The 24685-nt window shown below is 59.6% G+C and carries 21 protein-coding genes; 9 read left to right on the top strand and 12 right to left on the bottom strand.

The features are described from left to right. Positions 1–7: 7 nt before the first annotated feature. Positions 8–487: a hypothetical protein gene (locus tag ACR0J2_RS03290; RefSeq protein WP_170619163.1), complete on the bottom strand. Its 480-nt coding sequence runs from the start codon at positions 485–487 to the stop codon at positions 8–10. 96 nt (positions 488–583) lie between these two features. On the opposite strand from ACR0J2_RS03290, the gene trkA reads away from it, so the two are divergent. From trkA to ACR0J2_RS03265, 5 genes are all read left to right on the top strand, one after another. Next, entirely contained in the window at positions 584–1960 is a 1377-nt protein-coding gene (trkA, locus tag ACR0J2_RS03285; RefSeq protein ID WP_170805600.1) for a Trk system potassium transporter TrkA, read from the top strand. Beyond that, the gene (locus ACR0J2_RS03280) at positions 1960–3498 is read left to right on the top strand and encodes a TrkH family potassium uptake protein (RefSeq protein WP_480811652.1); all 1539 of its coding nucleotides are present in this window, start codon (positions 1960–1962) and stop codon (positions 3496–3498) included. The genes trkA and ACR0J2_RS03280 overlap by 1 nt, the downstream gene beginning before the upstream one ends. 131 nt (positions 3499–3629) lie before the next feature. Continuing rightward, complete coding sequence (gene hfq / locus ACR0J2_RS03275) at positions 3630–3869, top strand: RNA chaperone Hfq (protein ID WP_010440340.1); 240 nt, start codon at positions 3630–3632, stop codon at positions 3867–3869. Continuing rightward, on the top strand, positions 3869–5140 hold the full coding sequence (gene hflX / locus ACR0J2_RS03270; RefSeq protein ID WP_480811651.1) for a GTPase HflX: 1272 nt from the start codon (positions 3869–3871) through the stop codon (positions 5138–5140). Before hfq ends, hflX begins: the two co-directional genes overlap by 1 nt. Before the next feature lie 14 nt (positions 5141–5154). Continuing rightward, positions 5155–5448: a putative quinol monooxygenase gene (locus tag ACR0J2_RS03265; RefSeq protein WP_170805602.1), complete on the top strand. Its 294-nt coding sequence runs from the start codon at positions 5155–5157 to the stop codon at positions 5446–5448. Between the two features lie 18 nt (positions 5449–5466). Here ACR0J2_RS03265 and ACR0J2_RS03260 read toward each other — a convergent pair whose 3' ends face one another. From ACR0J2_RS03260 to hemB, 4 genes are all read right to left on the bottom strand, one after another. Further along, positions 5467–5862: a nuclear transport factor 2 family protein gene (locus tag ACR0J2_RS03260; RefSeq protein WP_170677354.1), complete on the bottom strand. Its 396-nt coding sequence runs from the start codon at positions 5860–5862 to the stop codon at positions 5467–5469. 105 nt (positions 5863–5967) lie between these two features. Then, complete coding sequence (locus ACR0J2_RS03255) at positions 5968–8430, bottom strand: penicillin acylase family protein (RefSeq protein ID WP_480811650.1); 2463 nt, start codon at positions 8428–8430, stop codon at positions 5968–5970. A gap of 173 nt (positions 8431–8603) precedes the next feature. Further along, positions 8604–9176: a lipid-binding SYLF domain-containing protein gene (locus tag ACR0J2_RS03250; RefSeq protein ID WP_170610771.1), complete on the bottom strand. Its 573-nt coding sequence runs from the start codon at positions 9174–9176 to the stop codon at positions 8604–8606. Between the two features lie 143 nt (positions 9177–9319). Beyond that, positions 9320–10318 (bottom strand): porphobilinogen synthase, encoded by a 999-nt coding sequence (gene hemB, locus ACR0J2_RS03245; RefSeq protein WP_170619164.1) that lies wholly within the window; start codon positions 10316–10318, stop codon positions 9320–9322. Between the two features lie 119 nt (positions 10319–10437). On the opposite strand from hemB, the gene ACR0J2_RS03240 reads away from it, so the two are divergent. Together ACR0J2_RS03240 and mfd are read left to right on the top strand one after the other, a co-directional pair. Then, positions 10438–10959 (top strand): component of SufBCD complex, encoded by a 522-nt coding sequence (locus ACR0J2_RS03240; protein WP_170610777.1) that lies wholly within the window; start codon positions 10438–10440, stop codon positions 10957–10959. A 21-nt stretch (positions 10960–10980) separates the two neighbouring features. After that, entirely contained in the window at positions 10981–14436 is a 3456-nt protein-coding gene (gene mfd, locus ACR0J2_RS03235; protein WP_480811649.1) for a transcription-repair coupling factor, read from the top strand. A gap of 9 nt (positions 14437–14445) precedes the next feature. Here mfd and ACR0J2_RS03230 read toward each other — a convergent pair whose 3' ends face one another. From ACR0J2_RS03230 to ACR0J2_RS03210, 5 genes are all read right to left on the bottom strand, one after another. After that, entirely contained in the window at positions 14446–15123 is a 678-nt protein-coding gene (locus ACR0J2_RS03230) for an SH3 domain-containing protein (protein WP_480811648.1), read from the bottom strand. Next, positions 15120–16784, bottom strand: a complete 1665-nt coding sequence (locus ACR0J2_RS03225; RefSeq protein WP_480811647.1) for a tetratricopeptide repeat protein — start codon at positions 16782–16784, stop codon at positions 15120–15122. Before ACR0J2_RS03225 ends, ACR0J2_RS03230 begins: the two co-directional genes overlap by 4 nt. Positions 16785–16842: 58 nt before the next feature. Continuing rightward, complete coding sequence (locus tag ACR0J2_RS03220; RefSeq protein WP_480811646.1) at positions 16843–18051, bottom strand: MFS transporter; 1209 nt, start codon at positions 18049–18051, stop codon at positions 16843–16845. A gap of 74 nt (positions 18052–18125) precedes the next feature. Continuing rightward, positions 18126–18785 carry a DsbA family oxidoreductase gene (locus ACR0J2_RS03215; protein WP_480811645.1) on the bottom strand — a complete coding sequence of 220 codons (660 nt, stop codon included), beginning with the start codon at positions 18783–18785 and terminating at the stop codon, positions 18126–18128. After that, on the bottom strand, positions 18782–20299 hold the full coding sequence (locus ACR0J2_RS03210) for a class I adenylate-forming enzyme family protein (RefSeq protein ID WP_480811644.1): 1518 nt from the start codon (positions 20297–20299) through the stop codon (positions 18782–18784). Before ACR0J2_RS03210 ends, ACR0J2_RS03215 begins: the two co-directional genes overlap by 4 nt. Positions 20300–20363: 64 nt before the next feature. On the opposite strand from ACR0J2_RS03210, the gene ACR0J2_RS03205 reads away from it, so the two are divergent. Then, complete coding sequence (locus ACR0J2_RS03205) at positions 20364–20987, top strand: XRE family transcriptional regulator (RefSeq protein WP_170610796.1); 624 nt, start codon at positions 20364–20366, stop codon at positions 20985–20987. Here ACR0J2_RS03205 and ACR0J2_RS03200 read toward each other — a convergent pair. Both ACR0J2_RS03200 and ACR0J2_RS03195 read right to left on the bottom strand, forming a co-directional pair. Further along, the gene (locus ACR0J2_RS03200; protein ID WP_321252695.1) at positions 20976–21209 is read right to left on the bottom strand and encodes a hypothetical protein; all 234 of its coding nucleotides are present in this window, start codon (positions 21207–21209) and stop codon (positions 20976–20978) included. The genes ACR0J2_RS03205 and ACR0J2_RS03200 overlap by 12 nt on opposite strands. A 562-nt stretch (positions 21210–21771) precedes the next feature. Further along, the gene (locus ACR0J2_RS03195; protein WP_480811643.1) at positions 21772–23586 is read right to left on the bottom strand and encodes an extracellular solute-binding protein; all 1815 of its coding nucleotides are present in this window, start codon (positions 23584–23586) and stop codon (positions 21772–21774) included. Positions 23587–23887: 301 nt separating this feature from the next. On the opposite strand from ACR0J2_RS03195, the gene ACR0J2_RS03190 reads away from it, so the two are divergent. Then, positions 23888–24661 (top strand): 3-hydroxybutyrate dehydrogenase, encoded by a 774-nt coding sequence (locus ACR0J2_RS03190; RefSeq protein WP_480811642.1) that lies wholly within the window; start codon positions 23888–23890, stop codon positions 24659–24661. Positions 24662–24685: the final 24 nt, after the last annotated feature.

Below are 24685 nucleotides of genomic sequence, written 5' to 3'. Positions count from 1 at the left end.
CGCCGGTTCAGCCGGTGTGGCCCGGCGTTATGATCTGAAACGACCCGTCGTCGAACTTCACGAAACAGGACTCGGTGCTTAGCGGCGGCAGGGTTGTCGTACGGGTCAGCGATACCCGGGATTTCACCGCTTGTTTGCAAGGTGGCAGGCTGACCGGGCGAAAACCCTTTTTGGCCATGCATTGCGCCTCGACCGTGTTGCGCAGGTCCTGATTCACATCAACTGTATAGACGCGTCCGGGTTCCCACCATCCGGGTGAACGGTAGCAGTGGCCGCGACCATCGCAATAGGTGCGCCCCGGCCAATAGACGGGTGGGCTTTGGCGGACCTGGTTGGCAACAGGCACTTCATTCAGGGCCTTTACCTGGCATTGCGTGGTCTCCTGCTGCAATCGCGCCACGCTGGCACCTTCGCGGTAATAGAGTGACAGAGGCCCGCAAGAAGACAGCAAGAACAAAGGAATAAAGGCGCGTAGCATTGTTTTCATGCGCATATCTTGCCTCACTCCCTGTTCCATGACAATTCAATTGACCGCTTTGGGGGCATCTGTCATTCAAAGATTTCAGGCAGAAGGGCCAGGAACATGAAGGTCATCATTTGCGGTGCGGGTCAGGTCGGCTGGCAAATTGCACGGCACCTTTCGGGCGAACTGAACGACGTGACAGTGGTGGACAACAATCCTGATCTGGTGCGACGCGCGACCGAAACGCTGGACGTGCAGGGTATCGCAGGCTTCGCCAGCTATCCGGATGTGTTGGAACGGGCCGGGGCCCGCGATGCAGACATGATCATCGCCGCGACCCACTCGGATGAGGTGAACATGGTCACCTGCCAGATGGCGCATTCGGTGTTTTCGATACCGCGAAAAATCGCTCGTCTTCGGTCCAAATCCTATCTGACAGCGATTCATGCGGACCTGTTTCGCCGGGACCATCTTCCCATCGACGTGGTGATCAGCCCGGAACGCGAGGTCGCCGCCGCCGCCATGCGCCGCCTGTCGGCCCCGGCGGCTTTTGACACCGAGATTTTCATGGATGGCAAGGCGCAATTGCTGGGCATCCGAGTGGATGAAGATTGTCCGATCATCAACACGCCGCTCAGACAGCTGACCGACCTGTTTTCGACGCTCAGCTCGATCGTAGTCGGTGTACGCCGGGACGGCACGCTGTTTGCACCGGAATCCGAGGATCAGCTGTTTATAGGTGACGAATGCTATGTCTTCACCAGCGTCAACGACGTCGAGCGCACGATGGAGGTGTTCGGCAAAGCACAAAAGAAACAGGACCGAGTCGTCATTGTGGGTGGCGGCAATGTCGGCCTTGAAGTGGCTCGCACGCTGGAAGAACGCGAAAGCCGCGTGCGCGCCAAGATCATCGAACGCGACCGCCGATGCGCCGAACTGGCCGCAGAAGCGCTGGAGCGGACGATTGTTCTGAACGGCGACGGGCTGGATGCGGCATTGCTGCGGGAGGCTGGCATTGAACGGGCCGACGCGATGCTGGCCGTCACGGATGACGACCGTGCCAATCTGTTGGCCGCGGTACGTGCCAAGGCCGAGGGTTGCGCGATGGCGATCGCGCTGATCAACGATCCCAGCATGGTGGCGCTCATGGGGCCATTAGGGATCGACGCCTATATCAACCCGCGCGCGACCACCGTCAGCTCGATCCTGCGCCATATCCGTCACGGCCGGGTGCGGCAGGTCTATTCCATCGGCGATGCCGAGGCCGAAGTGATCGAGGCCGAAGTGCTGTCAACCTCTCCCATGGCGGGGCAGAGACTGCGCGACATCGATTTCCCCGAAGGCGTTCTGGTCGGCGCGGTGCGCAAGGGCGACGAGTTGCTGCGCCCGACCGGCAGCCTGCGGATTGATGAAAAGGATGTGGTGGCCATCTTTGCCATGGCCAAGGACGTGCCCGAGGTCGAGCGCTTGATGCAGGTTTCGATCGATTTCTTCTGATGGCACACGCGCGGACACAACGGATCGGGCTTTTGCGGCGTTTGCCGCTGTTTCTGTTGATTTGGGGAATAACCGCGTTCTCGATGTGGGTGCCCGCAGTCTACGCGCTGGTATTGGATGACCACGACACGTCGCGATCGTTCTTCTACTCGGGCCTGCTTGGACTGTTTCTTGTGGCGAGCATCGCGCTGGCCTCGTCCAACAGGATACCTCGGCGCGGCACATTGGGGCAGTTGGCCGTTCTGCTGGGCTGTTTTACCGTTCTGCCCGTGTTTTTGGCGATCCCGTTTCACGATGCGCTTGGCAACACCACCTTCCTGAACGCGTATTTTGATATGGTCAGCGCGATGACCACAACCGGCGCCGACCTGTTTCCGAACCCCGACCGCCTGACTGCGCCGCTGCATCTGTGGCGGGCGTTTGTGGGCTGGATGGGTGGTTTGCTGATGTGGATTTCCGCAGCGGCGATTCTGGCGCCGTTGTCCTTGGGCGGGTTTGAGATTACCGCGCAGGGTCAGCCGGGACGACCGGTTTCCGGTGTTGCGCAAAGCGAAAAGGTTGATCCAAGGGGACGCCTGCTGCGTGTGACGCGAACCCTGACACCCGTCTATGCAGGGCTGACTGCGGTGGTCTGGATATTGCTGCTGATTGCCGGTGAGGTTGGCCTGACCGCCGTAAGCCACGCGATGTCGGTCATGGCGACCTCCGGCATTTCCCCGGTGGGCGGGATGGAAGGGGCTCAGGCAGGTTTGACCGGTGAGGCGATCCTGTTCCTGTTCCTGTTCTTTGCATTGTCAAGGCTGACGTTTTCGGCAGATACGGCGACCTCGGGCTACTCCCGGCTGGATAAGGACCCCGAATTCCGCATCGGATTGTTGATCGTGGTTGCCGTAGCAGCCCTGCTATTCTTTCGCGTGTTGGCTGGTGTGAACGAAATCGACGGCCAGATGTCGGTGCTTCAGGGCCTTAAGGTGATATGGGGCATGACATTTACAGCCTTGTCTTTTCTGACAACGGCAGGATTCGAAAGCAGCAACTGGGACGATGCGCAACAGCTTTCGGGGCTGGGAACACCGGGTCTGATCCTGATGGGGCTGGCCCTGATCGGGGGAGGGGTCGCCACCACGGCCGGCGGGGTCAAGCTGTTGCGTGTGTTTGCGCTATACCTCAATGGCGCGCGCGAGATCGACCGGCTGATCTATCCGTCATCGGTCAGCGGCGTTGGCGGCGGGAACCGGCGCATTCAGACCAATGGCGCCTTCATCGCCTGGATCTTCTTGATGATGTTCGCGCTTACGGCGGCGGTGTTCAATCTGTTGCTCGCCGCCATGGGGGCCGGGTTCGAACAGGCAATGGTTCTGACTGTTGCCGCGCTGAGTACGACCGGCCCCTTGATTGAACTGGCAACTGACGTTCCGATCCGGCTGATCGATATGACTGCAGGTGCAAAACTGACGATGTGCGCAGCAATGGTAATCGGCCGGCTTGAAACACTGGCGATCATTGCCTTGATCACCCCGGCCCTCTGGCGGGACTGACGTGGGGTCAGCAAAAGGAATTAGTGCCTGATTTTTAATCTGGAATATCTGTGAACTCCGCTCCATACTCACCCGGAGGGAGCGCGTTGGTCCGCAGCGCGTAGCAAGAACAATGGCGAGATTATAAAAATATGGCTTCGGACAGACAGAATCTTCAGGACGCGTTCCTGAATAATGTACGGAAAGCAAAGGTTCCGGTCACGATTTTCCTGATCAACGGTGTGAAATTGCAGGGTGTGATCACCTGGTTCGACAATTTCTGCGTATTGTTGCGCCGCGACGGACAGTCGCAGCTTGTCTACAAGCACGCGATTTCGACGATCATGCCGTCGCAGCCGATCAGCCTGTATGAGGGCGAAGACGCCTCTTGATGGAACATGAGAGGGCGCGCACCCGGGCCTGGGTGCTGCATCCTGAAATCAAATCAGATGAACAGCGCCGTGTCCCGGGACCGGCGCTGGAAGAAGCGGTGGCACTAGCCGCTGCTTTGCCCGATCTGGATGTGGTCGGGTCGGAAATCGTTCGCCTGCCACGGGCCCAGCCGGGGCTTTTGTTCGGCAGCGGCAAGATCGAAGAACTAGGCGGGCGACTGCACGAGCACGAGGTCGAACTGGTTCTGATCGATGGCCCGGTGACGCCGGTTCAGCAACGCAATCTTGAGAAAGCGTGGAAGGTCAAGATCCTTGACCGGACCGGATTGATCCTGGAGATCTTCAGCGATCGGGCACGTACCCGCGAAGGTGTGTTGCAGGTCGAGATGGCCGCGCTCAGCTACCAGCGGACGCGGCTTGTTCGGGCCTGGACCCACCTGGAACGCCAGCGGGGCGGCCTGGGGTTTGTCGGTGGACCGGGCGAAACCCAGATCGAGGCCGACCGGCGTGCGATTGACGAACAGCTTGTGCGCCTGCGCCGCCAGTTGCAGAAGGTGGTCAAGACCCGCACGCTGCACCGCGCCGCGCGGGCCAAGGTTCCGTATCCGATTGTCGCGCTGGTTGGCTATACCAACGCCGGAAAATCGACCCTGTTCAACCGCCTGACGGGTGCGGAAGTCATGGCCAAGGACATGTTGTTCGCTACGCTGGACCCGACCATGCGGCGGGTCGAGTTGCCCGACGGCCCCGAGGTGATCCTGTCGGATACCGTTGGTTTTATCTCGAACCTGCCCACCGAACTGGTCGCCGCATTTCGCGCCACGCTGGAGGAGGTGCTGGGTGCCGATCTGGTCGTGCATGTCCGCGATATCAGCCACGAGGACACCGAAGCACAGGCACAGGATGTCGAGGCCATTCTAACCTCGCTGGGGGTCGATGATGAACGGCCCCGGCTGGAGGTCTGGAACAAGATCGACCTGATGACTGACGACGAACGTGAGGCCGCTTTGGCGCGTGCGGAACGTGATGCTTCGATCTTTGCCATCTCGGCAGTGACCGGCGAAGGCGTCGAGGCGCTGCTGGCCGAGATTGCAACCAAATTGCAGGGCGTGCGGCATAAGGAAACTTTGACGCTGGGGTTTGCCGATGGCGGCAAGCGCGCGTGGCTGTTTCGGCAGGATGTGGTCCGGTCCGAGCAACAGACCGAAAACGGGTTCGAGATCACGGTGCTTTGGACCGCGAAGCAAGCGGCGCAATTTGCTGCTCTTTGATCCGGGGTCTGGTTTTGACGAAGGAAGACAGCAAGAAGGTCTATTTGAGTGGGCACATCGCTGTGCCTGCCGAAAGGCTTGAACAGGTCCGTGCCGCGCTTTCAGAACATATCGCGCTGACGCGCGCCGAACCCGGTTGTGTCACCTTCGAGGTCGTTGAGGATCCGGGCATCCCCGGTCAGTTCAACGTTCATGAGGTCTTTGAAAACCGGGCTGCGTTCGACGCACATCAGGAACGCATGAAAGCCTCGCGCTGGTTCATGGTTACAGAAGGCATTCCACGCAAGTATTCGATTACCTCGGAATAACCCGGTCTGGACTTGTGCCTATCGCCCGTCGATTTGACGCTGATAGTCATCGGCGTCGAACCAATCCAGTGAAGACTGGACTTCATGATCGGCCGTCAGTTCCCATTCTTCCCAGCCGCGGGTGACGACATGGTTTCCGGTTTGCGCATGGTGCCCTTCCAGCGTCCAGACAAAAATCGCGTGATTTCCGGCCCAACGCAGCATATCGCACCTGACTTCCAGATCGGGAAATTCTGCGAAAAGGCCACGCGCCATTTCAGCAATCGCCGCGCGACCTACGATCGGGTCTCCCCGGTTGATTGAAATCTGTCCGTCTGATGCAAAAAAACTGGCGACGGCATCTGCGTCGCCCGAACTCCATGCAATCGCATAGTCGCGCGCGAGATTGTTCAGCCTGTCCTGAATACTGGCCATCTGTGCCCCCGGTCCCAAATAGTCCGCCCGCAGATCGTAGGCGAAAACACCTGTTTGCGTCCACGTCCGCGCAAAAAAGGGGCAAGGTCTTGCCGACGCGGGGTATTAACGCGGGATCAGGTGGGTGACACCGACGGCCGCAGCACGGGCAAGACCGATGTCCAGGGACATTGGCAGATACTCTCCGCGCCGCCACAGTTGTGCCTGATCGTCGTAATAGCGTGACAGAAAATGGCCTGACTGACCCGTGGCGGTAATAAAGACCGAACTGTCCGGGTCGGCGAAGTCATAGACGCCGCGATAGCCTGCGCCATGTACGTTCTGGAACGGGTCGGGCCCTTCGCCCGAGGTTCGGCCGCGCAGCAGGGTGTTGTCTCCGCCGCTGGTCGATTGACGAATGTTCACGAAATAGCGCAGCACCGGAACCGAACCCAAAACCGGGTGATCATGGGTGGCCTGATGCGCGTCGCCCCAACGCAGGGATTCCAGGGCGCTGCCGTAATTCTCGGCAATCCAGATCAGAGCATCGTCCAGCGCCAGTCTTGCCATGTCGGTGCAGGTCTCAACCGGCGCACTTTGACGGACGTCGCACCAGACCGAGGCCCCGTCGATGTCGCGGTAGACCCTTTCGATAAACAGCGGTTCGACATGTTTGAACTCGCTGGCCAGCGGGCCAAGTTCATCCGCGATCAGCCGGTTCTGCAGCGCGCGCAGCCATGCCGCATAGATGAGCGGTTCCGGCAGATGCTCGTTCATCTCGCCGTTCCACTCTGCCAGCAGGGCCAGGGCGATCTGACGCTGACGCTCCGCTGTGCCGACAGGAGCGGATTCGCCGGTGAACCACAGGTCGGCACCGATCAGGGGCAACAGAGACCGGGCGGTGAAACTTACGGTGTCGAGCTGCGCCTCGATAAAGCTGTCGCGGGTGTGCACCTCGCGTGACTGCATCAGGCGTTCCCAGCGATGGACACGCTGGGTGTCGCCCCATTCATACGACACGTGCTGAGGGAAGGGGCGGTCTATGATCTTGTTGTTGGTGTTACCCAGAACGCCACCCCTTGGGGCCACGAACTCTGGGTTGTCGGCATAAGGCATGCGGCCTTGCCAGCGGTTCTCGGCCAGCCAGCCGGGGGTCGGAATGCGGCCCTTGCTTTGGTTGCGCAGGTCGCGTTGTGGCATGGCGCCGATCAGCTTCATGGCGATCGTGTCCCTGTCCACCAGTGACAGGTTTTGCGAGGGCGAGATGAAATCTTCGGCGGCCGTGATGGCCTGCTGCACCGTATCCGCATTCATCAGCGCCATCGAAGCGGTCATCGACGTGTCGCGCGGGCTAAGCGCCGTCCACGCAAGCGAGGCCACATGTCCCGTTGGTGTGATCGTTTCCAGATCGTAGTGAGTGCCGGGCAGCACCGGGCCGTTTTCCGTCCAGCGCAGGGTCAGAGTGATGGGCGGCTGGTCTTTGATCTCGATGATCGACGGGCGGGTCTGGAATGTTTTGTATCCGTCCGGTGTCAGGTATTCTTCGGGGTTTTCCGGGTTCAGTTGTTCGATATGGACATCCTGATCGTCCAGATAAGATGAGGTCAGGCCCCAGCCCAACCGGTCGCTGCGCCCGGTCATGATGGCGGGAATGCCGGGAATACTCGCGCCGATCACGCCGCCTTTGGCCAGCCCCAGCCGTGCCAGATACCACACGCCGGGTGCGGTAAAGCCAAGATGTGGGTCGTTCGCAAGCAGGGTTCCGCCACTGGCAGACCGCGATGGCGCGGCGCTCCAGGCATTCGACGCACCGGCAAGGCCGCGTTTTGGAAAGGGCGAAAGCGGGGTGTCAGGCATCGGCGTTCCCCGCGCGTATCGGGGCAGGCCGGGGAACAGGCTGGCATATTCGGGCAATGCGGCGATCCCCGGGCCGGGGACGTCGGGCAGTATGTCCGCCAGTCGGTCCGGGTTATTCAGCATCAGTGATGTACGTGCGCGCAGCACCTCGTCCTGCAAATGGCCCGACAGTTGCAGGCCCATCAGTTTGATTACGGCGATGCTGTCCCCCGGTTGCCAGGGGGAGACCGGGGCGTTGAACAGGAACATCTCGGGTGCGCCGCGCCCAAGGGCCTTGTCGTTGATTTCATTCAGCCGGGCGTTCACGCCAGCGGCGTAGGCTTTCAGCGCTGCTTTGGTGTAGTCGTCCTGAACCTCGACAGAACGATGGGCCAGTCCATAAAGGTCGAGACGGCGCAGCAGCTTGTCGATATTGACAGTTCGGGCACCGAAAATTTCCGACAGACGCCCCTGCGAGGTGCGGCGCATAACGGTCATCTGCCAAAGACGATCCTGCGCATGCACATATCCGAGTCCGAAGAACACATCCGGGTCACTTTCGGCCAGAATATGCGGCACGTTTGATGTGTCGCGCACGATCTCGACCGGGCTGGTCAGGCCATTGACCTTTAGGGTCTGATTGTATTCGGGCAGGGACTGGCTGGCGAGGAAATAGACCAGTGCAACCGCGGCAACCGCCAGCAGGACAAGACCCGACGTGATGCGCACCAGCCAGCGAAATACAAGACCCATCCTTGCCCCACAGTTTATTGGTATTCGTTTGCGGCGAGAGTAGTGGAAGGCGATCCCAACCGAAAGAGGAGCCGAGCAACAATTTCCGTGTCGTCAACGCAAAAAACGTAAGCCCCGCCACTGCTGAACGACACGTGGCGGGGCTCCGCAGGAGGGGGAGTGGTAACCCGGTGTTACGGAATGATACGCGTGTATTTGATGCCTTCGACGGTCGCCCCGAACAGCAGGCCCGCCTGACCAAAGACCGCCGCGATCACAGGCGTGCGCAATGTCGTGGTGCTGGCCCCGACGCTGCTGCCGGTTGCATCGACCACATAGCCGATGTCTGCGCCTGCGGTCCAACCGTTGGAGCGGCGGAAGTCGTTCAGCGCGTCTTCGGTCATGAAGAACAGAACATGCGCGTATTGCTGCGCGCCGATCTGCAGCCCGGCTGAGCCTTTTACGGCGGAATAATAGTCGACTGTCGCGCCCTGAACTCGCAATGCGCCCTGGCCAAAACCGCCGCCGAAGATGAACCCTGCTTCGGTGATCAGAGGCATGACAAGCATACCGTTCGCCTTGCTGGCGATCTCGATCGTGTTGGGGTACTTGCTGTACATTTCGTTCAGCGTCGCATCGACACGGGCGTCGATGGTCGCTGCGTTGGTGTTGCCGACGCCGTTCCCGCAGGCGGCGGTAAATGTCAGCCCTGCCATGCCAAGTGCAAAGCCGCGACGACCCAGTCGGGGGGAATTGGAACTGCTCATGTTTCCTGTCTCTGTAATAAGTGCCTGATATGTCGGGTGTTCCCGATCTTGTGTGCAAGAATACGCCGATTGCGCCCGGCTGTCACGGGAAAGCTGCGGGTCAGGGGCCTTCAATCGGCGAAAAATTGCGACAGGGCGGGGTTTTAGCCTTGCAGAAGACGCGCTACTTCGGGCGCGAAATAGGTCAGAACTCCGTCACAGCCCGCGCGTTTGAACGCCATCAGACTTTCCAGCATCACCTTTTCGCCATCGATCCATCCGTTCTGGGCGGCCGCCCGGATCATCGCAAACTCGCCCGACACCTGGTAGGCATAGGTCGGCGCGCCAAACGTGTCTTTAACCTGACGGCAGATGTCAAGATAAGGCATGCCCGGCTTGATCATCACCATATCGGCGCCTTCGGTCAGGTCGCGTTCGATCAGACGCAGCGCCTCGTTCGAATTGGCCGGGTCCATCTGATAGGTTTTCTTGTCGCCGGTCAGTGCGCCCGATGCGCCAACCGCATCGCGGAACGGCCCGTAAAACGCGCTGGCATACTTGGCGGCGTAGCTGAGAATCATGACGTTGTGATGCCCCGCAGACTCGAGCGCGTGGCGCATCGCACCGATACGTCCATCCATCATGTCCGACGGGCCGATGATATCCGCGCCGGCATCCGCCTGCGCCAGCGTCATTTTCACCAGTGCTTCGACCGTGCGGTCATTTACGATCTCGCCATCGACGACATACCCGTCATGGCCGTTGATGTTGTACGGATCCAGCGCCACATCGGTCATGACGGCGATATCGGGGGCAGCATCCTTGATGGCACGAATGGCCCGGTTCGACAGGTTGTCAGGATTCCACGCTTCGGCGCAGTCTTCGGTTTTCAGGGCGCTGTCGGTATAGGGGAAAATACAGATTGCTGGGATGCCAAGCGCCTGCGCCTCGACGGCGGCGTGGGCGATCAGATCGACCGATCGGCGCACGACGCCCGGCATTGACGGCACCGGTTCCTCGACCCCTTCGCCGTCGCGCACGAACACCGGCCAGATCAGGTCATCCGGCGTCAGCGTATTCTCGCGGACCAGCCCCCGGATCGCCGCAGACTGGCGGGCCCGGCGGAAACGGGCGAGCGGATAGGGGGCGATGGTCGGTTTCATGGCGCGTTCTCCTTGAACAATCGTGCTTTGGGTGGCATGAAAACGCGTAGGTCTCAAGGGTAACAATCGACGCGGCATTGTGACAAAACCCCGTAAGACAATGTTTAAGGGGTTATGGCTTGGACTTATACTCTTCGATTACCGAAGTCATTGATTTGCGAAGCTTCTCGAACCTGTGGTTCTGGATCGCACTGGCTGTCATGTGGTCATCGGTGAGCCATTGGGTCCTTGGCGTGCCCTATGATCTGATCGTGCGCGCGCGACGCTCGGGCGGGCAGGCCGAAACGGACCTGATGGATATCGTCCGGATCAACACGAACCGCATGCTGTACATCATGGACATGTCCGGTGCCATTTTGTTTGCGATTTCGTGTTTTGTGCTGACCGGGCTTGCGATATCGGGCTTTTATTATGGGGTGGAGTTCGCGCAGGCTGTTTTCCTGCTGATGTTTCCGATGTCGATCGTGGTCATGTTGTATGTGGCGACCGCGCGTCGGCTGCAGCAGATCCCCAAACCTGACTTGGTCATCCGGACCCTGATGCGATGCAGGCTGTACACCCAGTTGATCGGCATGTTTTCGATACTGGTCACGGCCTTCTGGGGCATGTATCAGAACTTTTCTCTGGGACCACTGGGATAGACAAGTCGGAAAGGCGAGGCGATGAAGGCTGCGGACCACGTAACAGTTGGCGGAGCCCCCGAAGGGTTTGACGCGCAGCTTGTTCTGAAAGAGATTTCGCGGACCGGCGGTCCGGTGGCCCATGTCGCACGTGATGACAAGCGGATGGAGGCGATGCGGGCCGCGCTGGCCTTTTTTGCGCCGGAAATGCCGGTCTTTGTGTTTCCCGGCTGGGATTGCCTGCCTTACGATCGGGTTTCGCCCAACGCCGATATTTCGGCCACACGGGTGGCGACCCTGGCGGCGCTGGTGCATCAGATGCCGCAGCAATTCGTGCTGTTGACGACCCTGAATGCCGCAACCCAGCGCGTGCCGGCCCGTGAGGTCCTGCGTGAAGCGGCCTTTACCGCGCGGGTCGGGCATCGCATTGACGAAGACGCATTGCGCAATTTTCTGGTTCGCATGGGGTTCACCCAAAGCCCCACTGTAATGGAGCCCGGCGACTATGCCGTCCGGGGCGGGATCATCGACATATTCCCACCCGGTGAATCCGGCCCCGTTCGTCTGGACCTGTTTGGCGATGTGCTGGACGGTGCCCGCCGGTTCGACCCGGTATCGCAACGCACCACCGAGAAACTGCAAATTGTCGAACTGGCCCCGGTATCTGAAGTCATTCTGGACGAGGCCGCGATCACCCGGTTCCGTCAGAACTATCGTATTGAGTTCGGCGCCGCAGGTACGGACGACCCGCTTTACGAAGCGGTCAGCGCCGGGCGCAAGCATCAGGGGATGGAGCACTGGTTGCCTTTCTTCCATGACCGGCTGGAGACACTGTTCGATTATCTGTCCGGTGCGACGATCCTGCTGGATGATCAGGTAACGCCCGCGCGGCTGGCCCGGTGGGACAGTATTGCTGATCAGTATGAAACCCGCAGGCTGGCGCTGGAAAACCGGTCGCGCATGGACACGGTCTACAAGCCAACTCCGCCAGCCTTGCTGTACTTGGATGACGGGGCCTGGGAACAGGCTGTTGCAGACCGGCGCGTGATGCAGTTCAGCCCGTTGCCGCAGGCAAGCGGACCGGGCGTGATCGACGCAGGTGGCCGGATCGGGCGCAATTTCGCCCCCGAACGACAGCAGGAGAACATCAGCCTGTTTGGCGCACTGGCCAGTCACATCACCGACAAACTGGCCAAGGGGCCAGTTCTGATCGCGTCCTATTCCGAAGGTGCCCGCGAACGCCTGACCGGTCTGATCGAGGATGAAGGTCTGGCCGAGGCGATCCCGGTGAAGGACGGCACTCGCATCGGCAAGCGCGGGTTGTACCTGGCTGTCTGGGCGCTGGAGCACGGGTTCGAAACCCCCGGTTTGACGGTGATTGCAGAACAGGATGTTCTGGGCGACCGCTTGATCCGGCAGCCAAGAAAACGCCGCAAGGCCGAGAATTTCCTGACCGAGACCCAATCGCTCAGCCCCGGTGATCTTGTTGTTCATGTCGACCATGGCATCGGTCGCTACATGGGGATGGAAGTGGTGACGGCAGCTGGGGCCGCGCACGAATGCCTTCTGCTGGAATACGCGGAACAGTCCAAACTGTATCTGCCGGTTGAAAACATTGAGTTGCTGTCAAAATACGGTCACGAAGAAGGTCTGCTGGACCGTTTGGGCGGTGGCGCCTGGCAGGCCAAGAAAGCCAAACTGAAAGAGCGCATTCGCGAAATGGCGGACAAGCTGATCCGTATCGCCGCCGAACGCGCCCTGCGCAAGGCTCCGGTCATGGACCCGCCGCCGCATGCGTGGGAGGAGTTCAGCGCCCGTTTCCCCTATCAGGAAACCGACGACCAGTTGCGCGCCATTGCCGAGGTGATGGAGGACATGCATTCAGGCGCGCCGATGGACCGCCTAATCTGCGGCGATGTGGGTTTTGGCAAGACCGAGGTTGCCATGCGCGCGGCATTTGTCGCTGCCATGTCCGGTGTTCAGGTGGCGGTTGTTGCGCCCACGACGCTGCTGGCCCGCCAGCACGCTGCCAGCTTCAGGGACCGTTTCAGAGGGTTCCCCCTGGAGGTCCGGCAGCTCTCACGCTTTGTTTCGGCCAAAGAGGCGCAGCAGACCCGGGACGGACTGGCGCGGGGAACGATTGATATCGTGGTCGGTACCCATGCGTTGCTGGCCAAGGGTATTCGGTTCAACAATCTGGGCCTCCTGATTATCGACGAGGAACAGCATTTCGGAGTGGCGCATAAAGAGCGTCTGAAACAATTGCGCTCGGATATTCACGTGCTGACCCTGACAGCCACGCCGATCCCGCGTACTTTGCAACTGTCGCTGACGGGCGTACGCGATCTTTCGATCATCGGCACCCCACCTATCGACCGTCTGGCCATCCGTACCTATGTCAGCGAATTCGATGCGGTCACTGTCCGCGAGGCGCTGTTGCGCGAACATTATCGGGGTGGGCAGAGCTTCTATGTGGTGCCGCGAATATCCGATCTACGCGAGATCGAGGAATTCCTGAAAGAACAGCTGCCGGAACTGACTTATGTCATCGCTCATGGCCAAATGGCGGCTGGCGAGCTCGATGACCGGATGAATGCGTTCTATGACGGCAAATACGATGTGCTGTTGGCCACGACGATTGTGGAAAGCGGTCTGGATATTCCGACCGCAAACACCATGGTCGTGCACCGCGCGGATATGTTCGGCCTTTCGCAGTTGTATCAGATACGCGGCCGGGTCGGGCGTTCGAAGGCCCGCGCCTATGCTTATCTGACCACCAAGCCACGCCAGAAGCTGACCGCCACGGCTGAAAAACGCCTGCGCGTTCTGGGTTCGCTGGATACGCTTGGCGCAGGTTTCACCCTTGCCAGCCAGGATCTGGACATTCGTGGTGCAGGCAACCTGCTGGGCGAGGAGCAGTCCGGCCAGATGCGCGATGTGGGCTATGAACTGTATCAGTCGATGCTGGAAGAGGCGATTGCCAAGATCAAGGCGGGCGAGATGGAAGGACTGTCGGATGCCGACGATCAATGGGCTCCGCAGATCAATCTGGGTGTGCCGGTCCTGATCCCCGAAGAATACGTGCCGGATCTGGATGTACGGCTGGGCTTGTATCGCCGCCTCTCGTCGCTCTCGACCAAGGTCGAGTTGGAAGGGTTTGCAGCCGAACTGATCGACCGCTTTGGCACTCTCCCGAAAGAGGTGAACACCCTGATGCTGGTCGTGCGCATCAAGGCGATGTGCAAGCGGGCGGGGATCGCCAAACTGGATGGCGGACCGAAGGGCGCGACGATCCAGTTCCACAACGACAAGTTCGCCTCGCCTCAGGGATTGGTCGATTTCATTCAGAACCAGCGCGGACTGGCGAAGGTCAAGGACAACAAGATTGTTGTGCGCAGGGATTGGAAGAAAGACAGCGACAAGATTAAGGGCGCGTTTGCCATTGCCCGCGATCTGGCCGAGAAGGTGGTTGCCGTGAAGAACAAGGCCAAGGTCTGAGCGTCGCGCTCAGTCACCGCCCACGAAGGTGCACAACTGCCATTTCCCCTGGTCGGATTTTACCAGCGCCGCGCGATGACCGGTCATAGGCCAGAGGTAGTCGCGGTGCATGAAGCCTCGCGCGCCGTCGGTCAGCATGACCTTCTGGTATTCGGCGTCAGGATCGTATTCGCTAATCAGCACGACCTCATGGCTGATCAGATCGACGATGTCAGCGGTCCGGTCTGCGCCCACCCGCAGTGACACCCCGGAGCCATTCACAAAATAGGCGTTGAACGGGTCGACGGATGCAGGCAGGCCGATCTTCCACTGATACGGCATCCAGAATTCGCCCAGATCGTCAAAATAACCGGGCGCGGCGAGGGTTTCCTCGAGGGCGGACCAGTAGGCTTCGCGCATCTCGTCGGCCTGATCTCGGTATTCCTCGGCCAGGGTGTCGGCAGGAAGTGTCAGGTTTTCCCTGAGTTCCCGGGGGCCGCCATTGCCGCCGTGGCTGAGATAGATGTCCGGGCAGGCCACCGCCACAACCGCTTCGGTATCGCGGGCTGCGATGTTGGCCAGCAGGTTGGCGCGGAACGTCACCAATGTCGGGTCACGTTCGGCCTGGTCGACCGGGGTAAACGTCATGCGTTCGGCCTGAACGGGAAGACCGGCGGCCAAAAGCATCAGGGCAGGGAGCAGTCTCATTCGGCGGCTTTCATTGCGGACTGGGCGCAGAAGCACGAAGCGGCGACCGCGCGGTCTGCACGGGCCAGAGCCAGATCCAGTCTTTGTTTGATCTGCCTGATTTCAATGGAGTCACCTCGGGATTTCAGGCAATCGTATAGCCCCCTTAGGCTCCAGACATTGTCGGGATGGATCGACGCACGGCTGAGCGAGCCGCCCAGTCCTAGATCCTCGCGGTAGACAGCTTCGGCCTCGGCAACGTGGCCCTGTTCAAACAGCAAGGCCCCGAGCGCGTGGCGGGTTGGCTGCATCCAGCCCCAGGGTTCGTCATAAGGCAAAGTGTCATCCAATTCGACCGAGCGGCGCAGGTGTGCATAGGCCGTGTCGTAGTTTCCCTTACGGTATTCGATTTCGCCCCGCAGCATCTCAGCTGCAATATCCAGCAGGTCGACGACACGATTATTGTGCAGTCGCCGGGTTTCGGGGACGCGGCCCCGGGCGGCAAGAAACCTCTGTTCTTCCGCTTCGGCCTCGGCCACCTGATCCGTCGCTGCAAATGCGATGGCACGGGCGTAGTGCGTGGTCGCGGTCAATGTGCAGTAGAGATCCGGGTCTTCGGGCAGTTCCAGAGCCTTGGCTTCGTCCCAACGGCCAAAACGGATAAGGATATGCGGCCCCATGGACATGTAGCTTTCGAAATAGTCCGCCATCGGCGGGCTTTCGATGCGCAGCATTTCCTCGGGCGTGGTGTCCCAGATGCCCTGATTGGCACGCAGGGCCGGTTCCATCTGGCCCATAAACAGCGCGCCGTAGATGGTGAAGTGATAGTTGTGCTGACGGTAACCGGTGTAGATGTTGAACGGACCTTCGCGTTCGTAATACTTCAAATCTGCTTCGGTGGCTTTTTCGTTCCAATGGGTGACGTTCTGGTAGTGGCCGCACTGGACATCGATATGGGTGGGCATGTGCACCAGATGACCTGCGTCCGGCACCAGAGTGCGCAACACGTCCCCGGCTTTCAGTGCTTTTTCAGGAGTGGGCGACATCTCCATCAGGTGCACATACAAGTGCAAAAGCCCCGGATGCGACATGGCGGCCGGGTCGTTCCCCATGGCCCATTCCAGGGTATTCTGCGCTTCAAGGGTGGCGGCGCCGTCGGCGGGTTTTCCGGTTTCCAGATCCCACATTTTCCAGGGGGTCAGGTTCAGCAACGCCTCGACAAATATGGTGCGCAGATCAAGGTGATCGGGAAAAGCCGCAAAAACCGCGCGCATCGCGTCCGCAAAATCGTGGTCCCAGTCGTGCATATCCGCGATCGGCTCGCGCTGAGGATAGCGGGCGGGCAGGGCGCGGATGAGCGCCTTTTCAACCGGAGTGCACCATTCAGCCAGCGCCAGTGCTTTTTGGGTGGCGTCATAAGCCTCGGCCAATGCCTTCTCTTGTCCCTGATCGTCCAGCAATTCCCACGGCAGGTTGTAGTTTGGTCCGGCTGCGTAAGCCACGCCCCAATGCGCCATGGCGCAGTCCGGATCATGTTCCGCCGCGCGCTGGAAACAGGCCAGGGCCTCTGTATGGTTGTAGCCGTAGGTCCAGATCAGACCTCGGTCGAACCACAGCTGCGCCTTTTCCGATGATGTGGTGACGGGGCAAGAGTATGTGCCCAGATCATAGTAATCACTCATAGAAAACTCCCCCGAAAATCGCGGAAAGCTTAACGTGATTCAGGGCATTTGCACAGGCTCAGGCCAGTAATCTGTTTTCGACGCGACCCATGTGAACCATCACGCCGAAAGCCATGACGCACATGGCAAGGATGCCCGTTGTCAGCGGTGTCACTGAGCCATCGAACAAGAGGCCCACAGGCGCTGCGATGGCTGCGGCCAGAACGGTCGAGATCGACCCGATCACAGATGCCGCCATGCCTGCGATGTGGCCCATCGGTTCCATCGCGATGGCATTCAAATTGCCCAAAGTGACGCCAGCCATGAAGAAGATGGTGGTCTGCCAGAAAACAAACACCGCGAATGAGGCGGCGGGCGTCAGGTTCGCCATATTCAGAAATATGACGCAGGACGTGATCAGAATCTGTGCCCCAAGCGCCCATGTCACCACGCGCCGCATACCAACGCGGACGACAATCGCGGCGTTCAACAGGCTGGCCGAACCAGACATCAGCGCGACAAACCCGAACCAGAATGGGAAACTGTCCGCACTGTCATGGATCACGTCATAGACCGGCTGCACCATGGTCAGCATGGTGAACAGAATGCCCATGCACAGGGTCTGAACCAATATCGAAAGGCGCACCGTTGGGTGTGACATCATCTCGTGCGTGGCCGCTACCAGCAGCGGCATTCGAAACGGGCGACGGTCTTCGCGGGCCAACGATTCTGGCAACCGTTTTCCCATCCACGTCACAACAATCAGGGCGAACAGGATGAAGGATACGAAAATCCCGCGCCAGCCGAAAAGGGCTATAACGCCTGCGCCCAGCATCGGCGCAATCGCGGGAACAAGCGTAAATATCATCATCGCGATCGAAATGATCCGGGCCATCTCCCGCCCGGAATAGAGGTCGCGGATAATGGCCATGGCCACCACGCGGGGACCGGCGGCACCAAGTCCCTGAAGAACACGCGCGGCCAGAACCAGTTCAAGCGAGGAACTTGCCCAGGCAACAGCGGACGCCACGATATAAAGCACTGCACCGCCAAAGATGACGGGCTTGCGCCCCAGCGCGTCCGAGATCGGGCCGGTGAAAAATGTGCCAAGCCCCATGCCCAGAACGAAGGATGTCAGGATCAGTTGCGCCCGGTTCACATCATCAGGGCTGAGCTCTGCGCCGATTTCGGGCAGGGCAGGCAGCATCGAGTCGATAGAGAACGCGATCGTGGCGAACATCATTGCTATCAACGCAATGAACTCGCCCCGCGACATGCGATTGGTCATGGGGAACTCCTTACCTGCTTGCGCTATCACGGCAAATCAGGCGGCGCTATAGCGCAAACGCACAGGACTATGTGCTAATTTGCAGGGGAAGCCTCAAGTTGAGACATGATTTCGCGGATGACTTTTTCCCACATTTCCGGCTGCTGGGCGCCAGGAACTGCGTGTTTGTTGGCCACGATGAAGGTCGGTACTGACCCAACACCCATTTCCCGTGAGTGCGTATCGCGGTTGCGGATATCGTCCCGGTCCGCGTCGGATTTCAGCAGTTTCATAACAACGGCCGCGTCCATACCCTGACTGTCGGCGATGTCGGCAAGCACCTCATGGTCGCCGATATCGCGTGCCTGCACAAAATAAGCATCGAACAAGGCGTCGACCACCGAGTCCTGCTTGCCTTCAATCCCGGCCCAATGGATCAGCCGGTGCGCATCAAGTGTGTTGGGCGTGCGTTTCATGCCCTCGAAATCGATTTTCAGGCCAGCATTTTCGGCGTGTTCGACCACGGGCGCATAGGCCTGCACGGCACCATCCTTGCCGCCAAACTTGCGCTCAAGGTATTCTCGGCGGTCCATTCCCGCGTCCGGCATGTCGGGGTTCAGTTGAAACGGATGCCATTCGATCACGAAAGGATGGTCCGGTATGGCGGCCAGCGCTTTGTCCAGATGGGTTTTGCCAATATAGCACCACGGGCAGATCGGATCGGACAGAATATCAAGCTTGACGGATTGGGTCATGAGTTCGGTGCCTTGAAATAGGCCGGCAATGCGCGACGCAGGAGTTTCCCATTGCCGCCTGCGGGAAGCGCCGGCAGATGTATGAAAGCGCGGGGCTGTTTGTAACGCGCAAGGTTGTCCTGGACATAGGCACGCAAGGCCGTCTCGTCCAGAGTTTCGGGGCCGGTGTAAAAGGCAGCTATCACAAATGTGTCCTGCTTGACCTCGACCGCCGCGGCACCGACCTGTGTGATCCCGGGGTATTTTGACAAGACCGCCTCGACCTCGACCGGCGAAACCCGATAGCCGCCCGCATTCATCATATCATCGTCGCGACCCAGGTAGGTGATTTGCCCGTCGACCGCCATGGCGCCCTGATCTCCGGTCAGGAACCAGTCACCTTGCATGCGGGCCTGAGCCTCATCCGGGGCGTTCAGATAGGTCAGCATCAGGCCGGGGTCGGACCGGTGGATCGCGATTGTGCCTTCCTGTCCCTGCGGAACAGGGCCGTCGGGTCCCAGAATGGCGATCTTGCGACCGGGTTGCGGCTGGCCCAACGCCTCGCCCCGGGCCGGGTTTTCAGGGCTGGAGGAAATGAAGGTCGAGCATTCGGACATGCCGTAGGCTTCGTAAAGTTCGGTTCCCGTCACCTCGGTCCAGCGTTCGTGCAGGTGGCGCGACAGTTTTTCGCCTGCGCACAGTCCGTGGCGCAGGTGGGGCAGGCTGAGCCGGTCTGTCTGTTGAATCATCTTTCGGTACACGCCGGGTGCTGCGGCAAAGATTGTGGCCCCGTGACGCCGCAACAACTCGGGCAATGCTGCCGGATCGGTTCCCGGTTCGGGGATCAGCGCCGTCGCCCCGATGGTCCACGGATCCATCAGGCCAGTGCCCAGCGTGTAGGTCCAGTTGAACGCACCGGCATGACACAGCCGATCCTCGGGGCGCAGCCCATACCATCCGTCCACCATCATTTGCCGTGCCCAGATCGCGCGATGCGCATGCGCAACCGCACGCGGCTTGCCCGATGTCCCCGAGGTATAGACCACATAAGCCAGCCGATCCGGATTACCGAGATCAAAGGTGGCGGGCGGCAGATCACGGATGGCACGCAACGTTGCCAGATCGATCTGCCGGGGGTGCGGGGCACAGGCAACATCCGGTGCCTTCAGCATGGCGGCCGGAGACAGGTCGTCAATCATGCGGGCCGTTTCAGGCGCCGTCAGTTGCGATGACGTCGGAACAGGAACGACACCGACGGCAATCGCCCCCAAGTAGGCTATCGGGAAATCGACGGTATTCCCAAGGCGCATCAGAACGATGTCGCCGGGTTTCAACCCGGCCTGCAACAACCCTGTACCGGTGCCCAAAACGGCAGACAGCAGTTGCCGATAGCTCCAGTCCTCGGTCGCCGTTTCATTCAGAACGGAGAGCGCGGTTTTTTCCGGAATCCGCTCTGCGTGGCGCAGAACGTGCGCTGCGAGATTAAACGGGGCGGGGCAAGGGGCAGGCGGACCCTGATCAAAAATGGACAGCATGTCGTCTGGCTAACGCGGGGCAAGGCGCGTTGCAAGCGGCGCGGCCCGGCCCTATAGAAGTGCCATGAGAACGCAGGACCCGAAATCCCTGATCCGTATCGCCCGCGATGCCGGTGAAAATGTCGAACCCGAGCCATTGGATCTGGGCGCGCGCGTGCGCGAATTGCGCAAGGCCCGCAAATGGACGCTGGAACAGGCGGCGACCCAGGCCGGTCTGGCGCGCTCAACGCTCAGCAAGATCGAAAACGGTCAGATGTCGCCGACCTATGATGCCCTGAAGAAACTCGCGACGGGGCTGGGGATTTCAGTGCCTCAACTGTTCACGCCACCCCAGCGCGATCAGGTCATTGGACGCATGTCCGTCACACGGATGGGGGAAGGTGCGGCCCATGCCACGACGACATACGAGCATGAGTTGCTGGCCGAAACGCTGACGAAGAAACAAATGCTGCCTTACCGGGCCCGCGTACGCGCCCGCTCGATGGACGAGTTCGACGGCTGGGTTCGTCATGATGGTGAGGAATTCCTGTACGTTCTGACAGGCGTCGTGCGGCTCTATACCGAGTATTATGAACCTGTCGAAATGCGCCGCGGCGACAGCGCCTATTACGACGGAAGCATGGGTCACAACGTCGTCTCGGTCAGTGACGAAGACGCGTTGATCCTGTGGGTTACGTCACTTGCGTAACGTCTGATCGAATTCGCGATTCAGGCTTTCGGTGAACAGGAAATCCTCCAGTTCTTCCCGGGCTTCGTTCACGGTCAGGTGGTGCCGTTCCGCTAGGTAAGCCTCGAACTGTTTTCTGTCTTGCCGGAAATGCGCGACATCCTGATCACGCAGGTTCGGAAAGCGCCGTTTAGCGCGCGCCAAGGATCCGTTCCAGTCCTGCGTCAGTTCTGTCCATTTCATAATCATCAGCGAGCTTTCCGTTTCTTGTGCTACAGGACTGCCCGGCCCCCAGATATCAGGTTACGTAGGGGCGGGGTATATACATGCATGACAAAATGTCGCACCCGGGGATGTGGTGACCGGAATGGAAAATGCCCGCTGCGGAACGTCCGCAACGGGCCACGGACCTGCGTTTCGGAGTGAGTGGCGGCCGGTCCGTGAACCACCAGGGCAGGGCGAACCGCCCGCAACTATATCACCGAAACTCAACAACTTTTGCACGGTTCACTGAGGTTCGATTTGATGACACGTTACATGCCCGGCACCCGATCCGTAAAGGTTCTTGTGTCCATTGGAGCAATTTTCGCTGAAATTTGAACGTCCAACAACATATTGCGGCGAACGTCGCGTAAGCAGTCATATGCTGCGGTGTTTTGACATGTGCCACTTTCCGCCGAAGTATTCCCTGACAACCGCCATCCGAGAAGACCGGGGCAGCACACGTTAGACGAGCGTTACGAGGCGTTGGTAAAGCGGGTTTCGCCGCACAAATGCGGCCGAAGCGGCGTACACCCACTGCAGATTATTCCTGATACCACCAGACCTCGGGCATGTATTGAGGGCCATCGCCGTAAATGGGCAGGTTTGGCGCGTACTTAAGCTCTTTCACATGCGCGATACGGCCGACATCGAAGTTCCAGATGGGAATGACATACCGGCCAGCGGTCAGGGTGCGGTCAAGCGCGCGGGTGGCCGCGACAAAGTCTTCCCGCGTTTCCGAAGCCAGCATCGCATCGATCATCGCGTCGACCGCGGGTGAAGTGACACCCATCAGGTTCCGGGTCCCGGGCGTGTTCGCGCCATCGCTGCCCCAATAGAGGCGCTGCTCGTTTCCGGGGGACAGGGACATGGCCCTTCGGAATGGCGTCATATCGAAATCGTGTTCCGAGATGCGACCGGTGTATTGCGCGTTGTCTACCGTTTCGGTTGTCACCTGAATGCCAAGGCGTTCCAGTGCACGGGAATAGATTTCGACTGCGGTGGCCATATCGCTGTCGCCTTGCTGCAGCAAGACGGTCATGGCGAAAGCATCGCCATTCTGGTTGCGCAGCACACCGTCCTGAATGGTCCAGCCCGCTTCGGACAGCAGGTTCGCGGCCTTTCGGATATTGGCGCGGTTGCGCGCCGAGCCATCGCCTTGTGGTGGGCTGTAGCCTTCAATCGTTCCGGGTAGAAGGTCATCGGCAAACGGTTGCAGCAACTCGGCGACCCGGCCTGTCGCCGGCCCGGGTTGCATCGCCAGGTCCGAGCCCGAGAAATACGAGGTGATCCGGGGCTGGGCACCGCCGGTGATAGTGTCGTTGATGAATTCGAAGTTGAACGCCAGCGTCAGCGCCTCGCGCACGCGCCAGTCATCGAATGGCGCCTTTCGCGTGTTCATCACAAAGCCGGTCATGCCCGACGGTTTGCCATGCGGGATTTCCGTTTTGACTACGTCTCCGCGCTGCGCGGCGGGGAAACTGTATTGCGTGTCCCACTTGTCGGCGTTGAATTCCCGAATGGCGGAGAGTTCCCCAGCCTTGAACGCTTCGAACAACACGGTCTGATCGCCGTAGAACTCGATCCTCATTTCATCGAGGTTCATGGTGCCACGGCGGAATGGAACATCGCTGCCCCAGTAGTCCTGGTTACGGCGCAGGTTTACGAAGCGCCCGGCCTCATAGTCCTCGACGACATAAGGTCCCGAGCCGATTGGAACATCGTGCAACTGTGCGTCGGCAAAATCCTTGCCGTCCCATTGCGCCTTCTGAAGGATCGGGCGCAGGCCCGCAATCAGGGCCAGTTCGCGGTCGGGTTCGTTGAATGTGATCCTGACCGAGCGTGGACCGGTCTGTTCGATGCTGCCGATCTTGGACCACAACCCGCGATACCGGAGATGCCCTTCGGTCCCCAGAGTTTCATAGGACCACATCACGTCGTCCACGGTGACTGGGCTGCCGTCCGAGAATCGGGCGTTCTCGCGCAGCGTGAATTCCACCCAGGATCGGTCCTCGGCCGTCTCAACTGATTCGGCTAACAACCCGTAAAGAGTGAAAGGTTCGTCCCAGGATCGGCCCATCAGGCTCTCATGGGTCCAGAATCTCAGTTGCCAGGGTGACGTGCCTTTTTGCACAAACGGGTTCAAACTGTTATAGCCGCCGGTATTCCCGAAAACGACCTTTCCGCCTTTTGGTGCATCCGGGTTCACGTAAGGCAGAGACACAAAATCCGGTGGTAGGGCGGGATCGCCATACATAGCTATGCCATGAGACGAATCTGCATGGGCAAATGTGGTCGCAAAAATGCCGGTGATTCCCACCAGTATTGAACGAAGGGAGGGTGAAAAATCGGGGCTCATTTTGGAAACAATCCTGCTCTGGCCTTATTTTGTTGGGATTCACCGTAGCCATGATTTTTCTTATTATCAAACTTTTAGCTTGGACGAAGGCGCAGAATTGCTTATAAAGGATGCACTGCTCGATAGGTTTCTTGCCTGTATGAAACCTGCCTCAATAACTTAACGCCCGCTTCGTGCGGGCGTTTTTTTGTGATGAGGATGCCAGTGCGCGAGGAGTTGCATTGGCCCCAGCTTTCCCCGTTTTCTTTGCACGTGCAGCATGGCACTGTGTCGGAAATTCTGACTCAGCAGGAGAGCGGCGATGAGCGTTTCGGGAAAGACGGCAATTATCACGGGATCGAATTCGGGGATCGGGCTGGGCGTTGCGCGCGAACTGGCCAGGGCGGGCGCCAACGTGGTTTTGAATTCGTTCACCGATCGGGATGAGGACCATGCACTGGCTGCTGAAATCTCGAACGAGACCGGAACCCACGCGCGATATATTCAGGCCGACATGTCCAAGGGGGATGATTGCCGGGCCCTGATCGAAAAGGCCGGGGCTTGCGACATTCTTGTCAATAATGCGGGCATTCAGCACGTCGCGCCGATCGACCAGTTCCCGGTCGACAAATGGGATGCGATCATCGCGATCAACATGAACTCGGCCTTTCACACGATGGCGGCAGCTTTGCCAATGATGCGAAAGGCCGGGTGGGGGCGCATCGTCAATATCGCGTCGGCCCATGGTCTGACGGCGTCGCCCTACAAGGCGGCCTATGTGTCGGCCAAACATGGTGTGGTCGGCATGACCAAGTCAGTTGCGCTGGAAACGGCGCAGGAGCCGATCACCTGCAACGCCATTTGCCCGGGCTATGTTCTGACACCGCTGGTCGAGGCGCAAATCCCCGACACGATGAAAGAATACAACATGAGCCGCGAGGACGTGATCAAGAACGTGATGCTGGAACGCCAGCCCTCGAAAGAGTTTGCCTCGGTCGAGCAACTTGGCGGGACGGCTTTGTTTTTGTGCTCGGATGCGGCGGCGCAGATTACCGGGACGACGATTTCCGTCGATGGCGGTTGGACTGCCCTGTAGTGTTTCATGGGGGCGCGGCCCCTA

This window comes from Ruegeria sp. CG4 (assembly GCF_056537185.1).
Note: the sequence above shows the minus strand (reverse complement) of the source record. Positions and strands in the feature narration are given on the sequence as shown.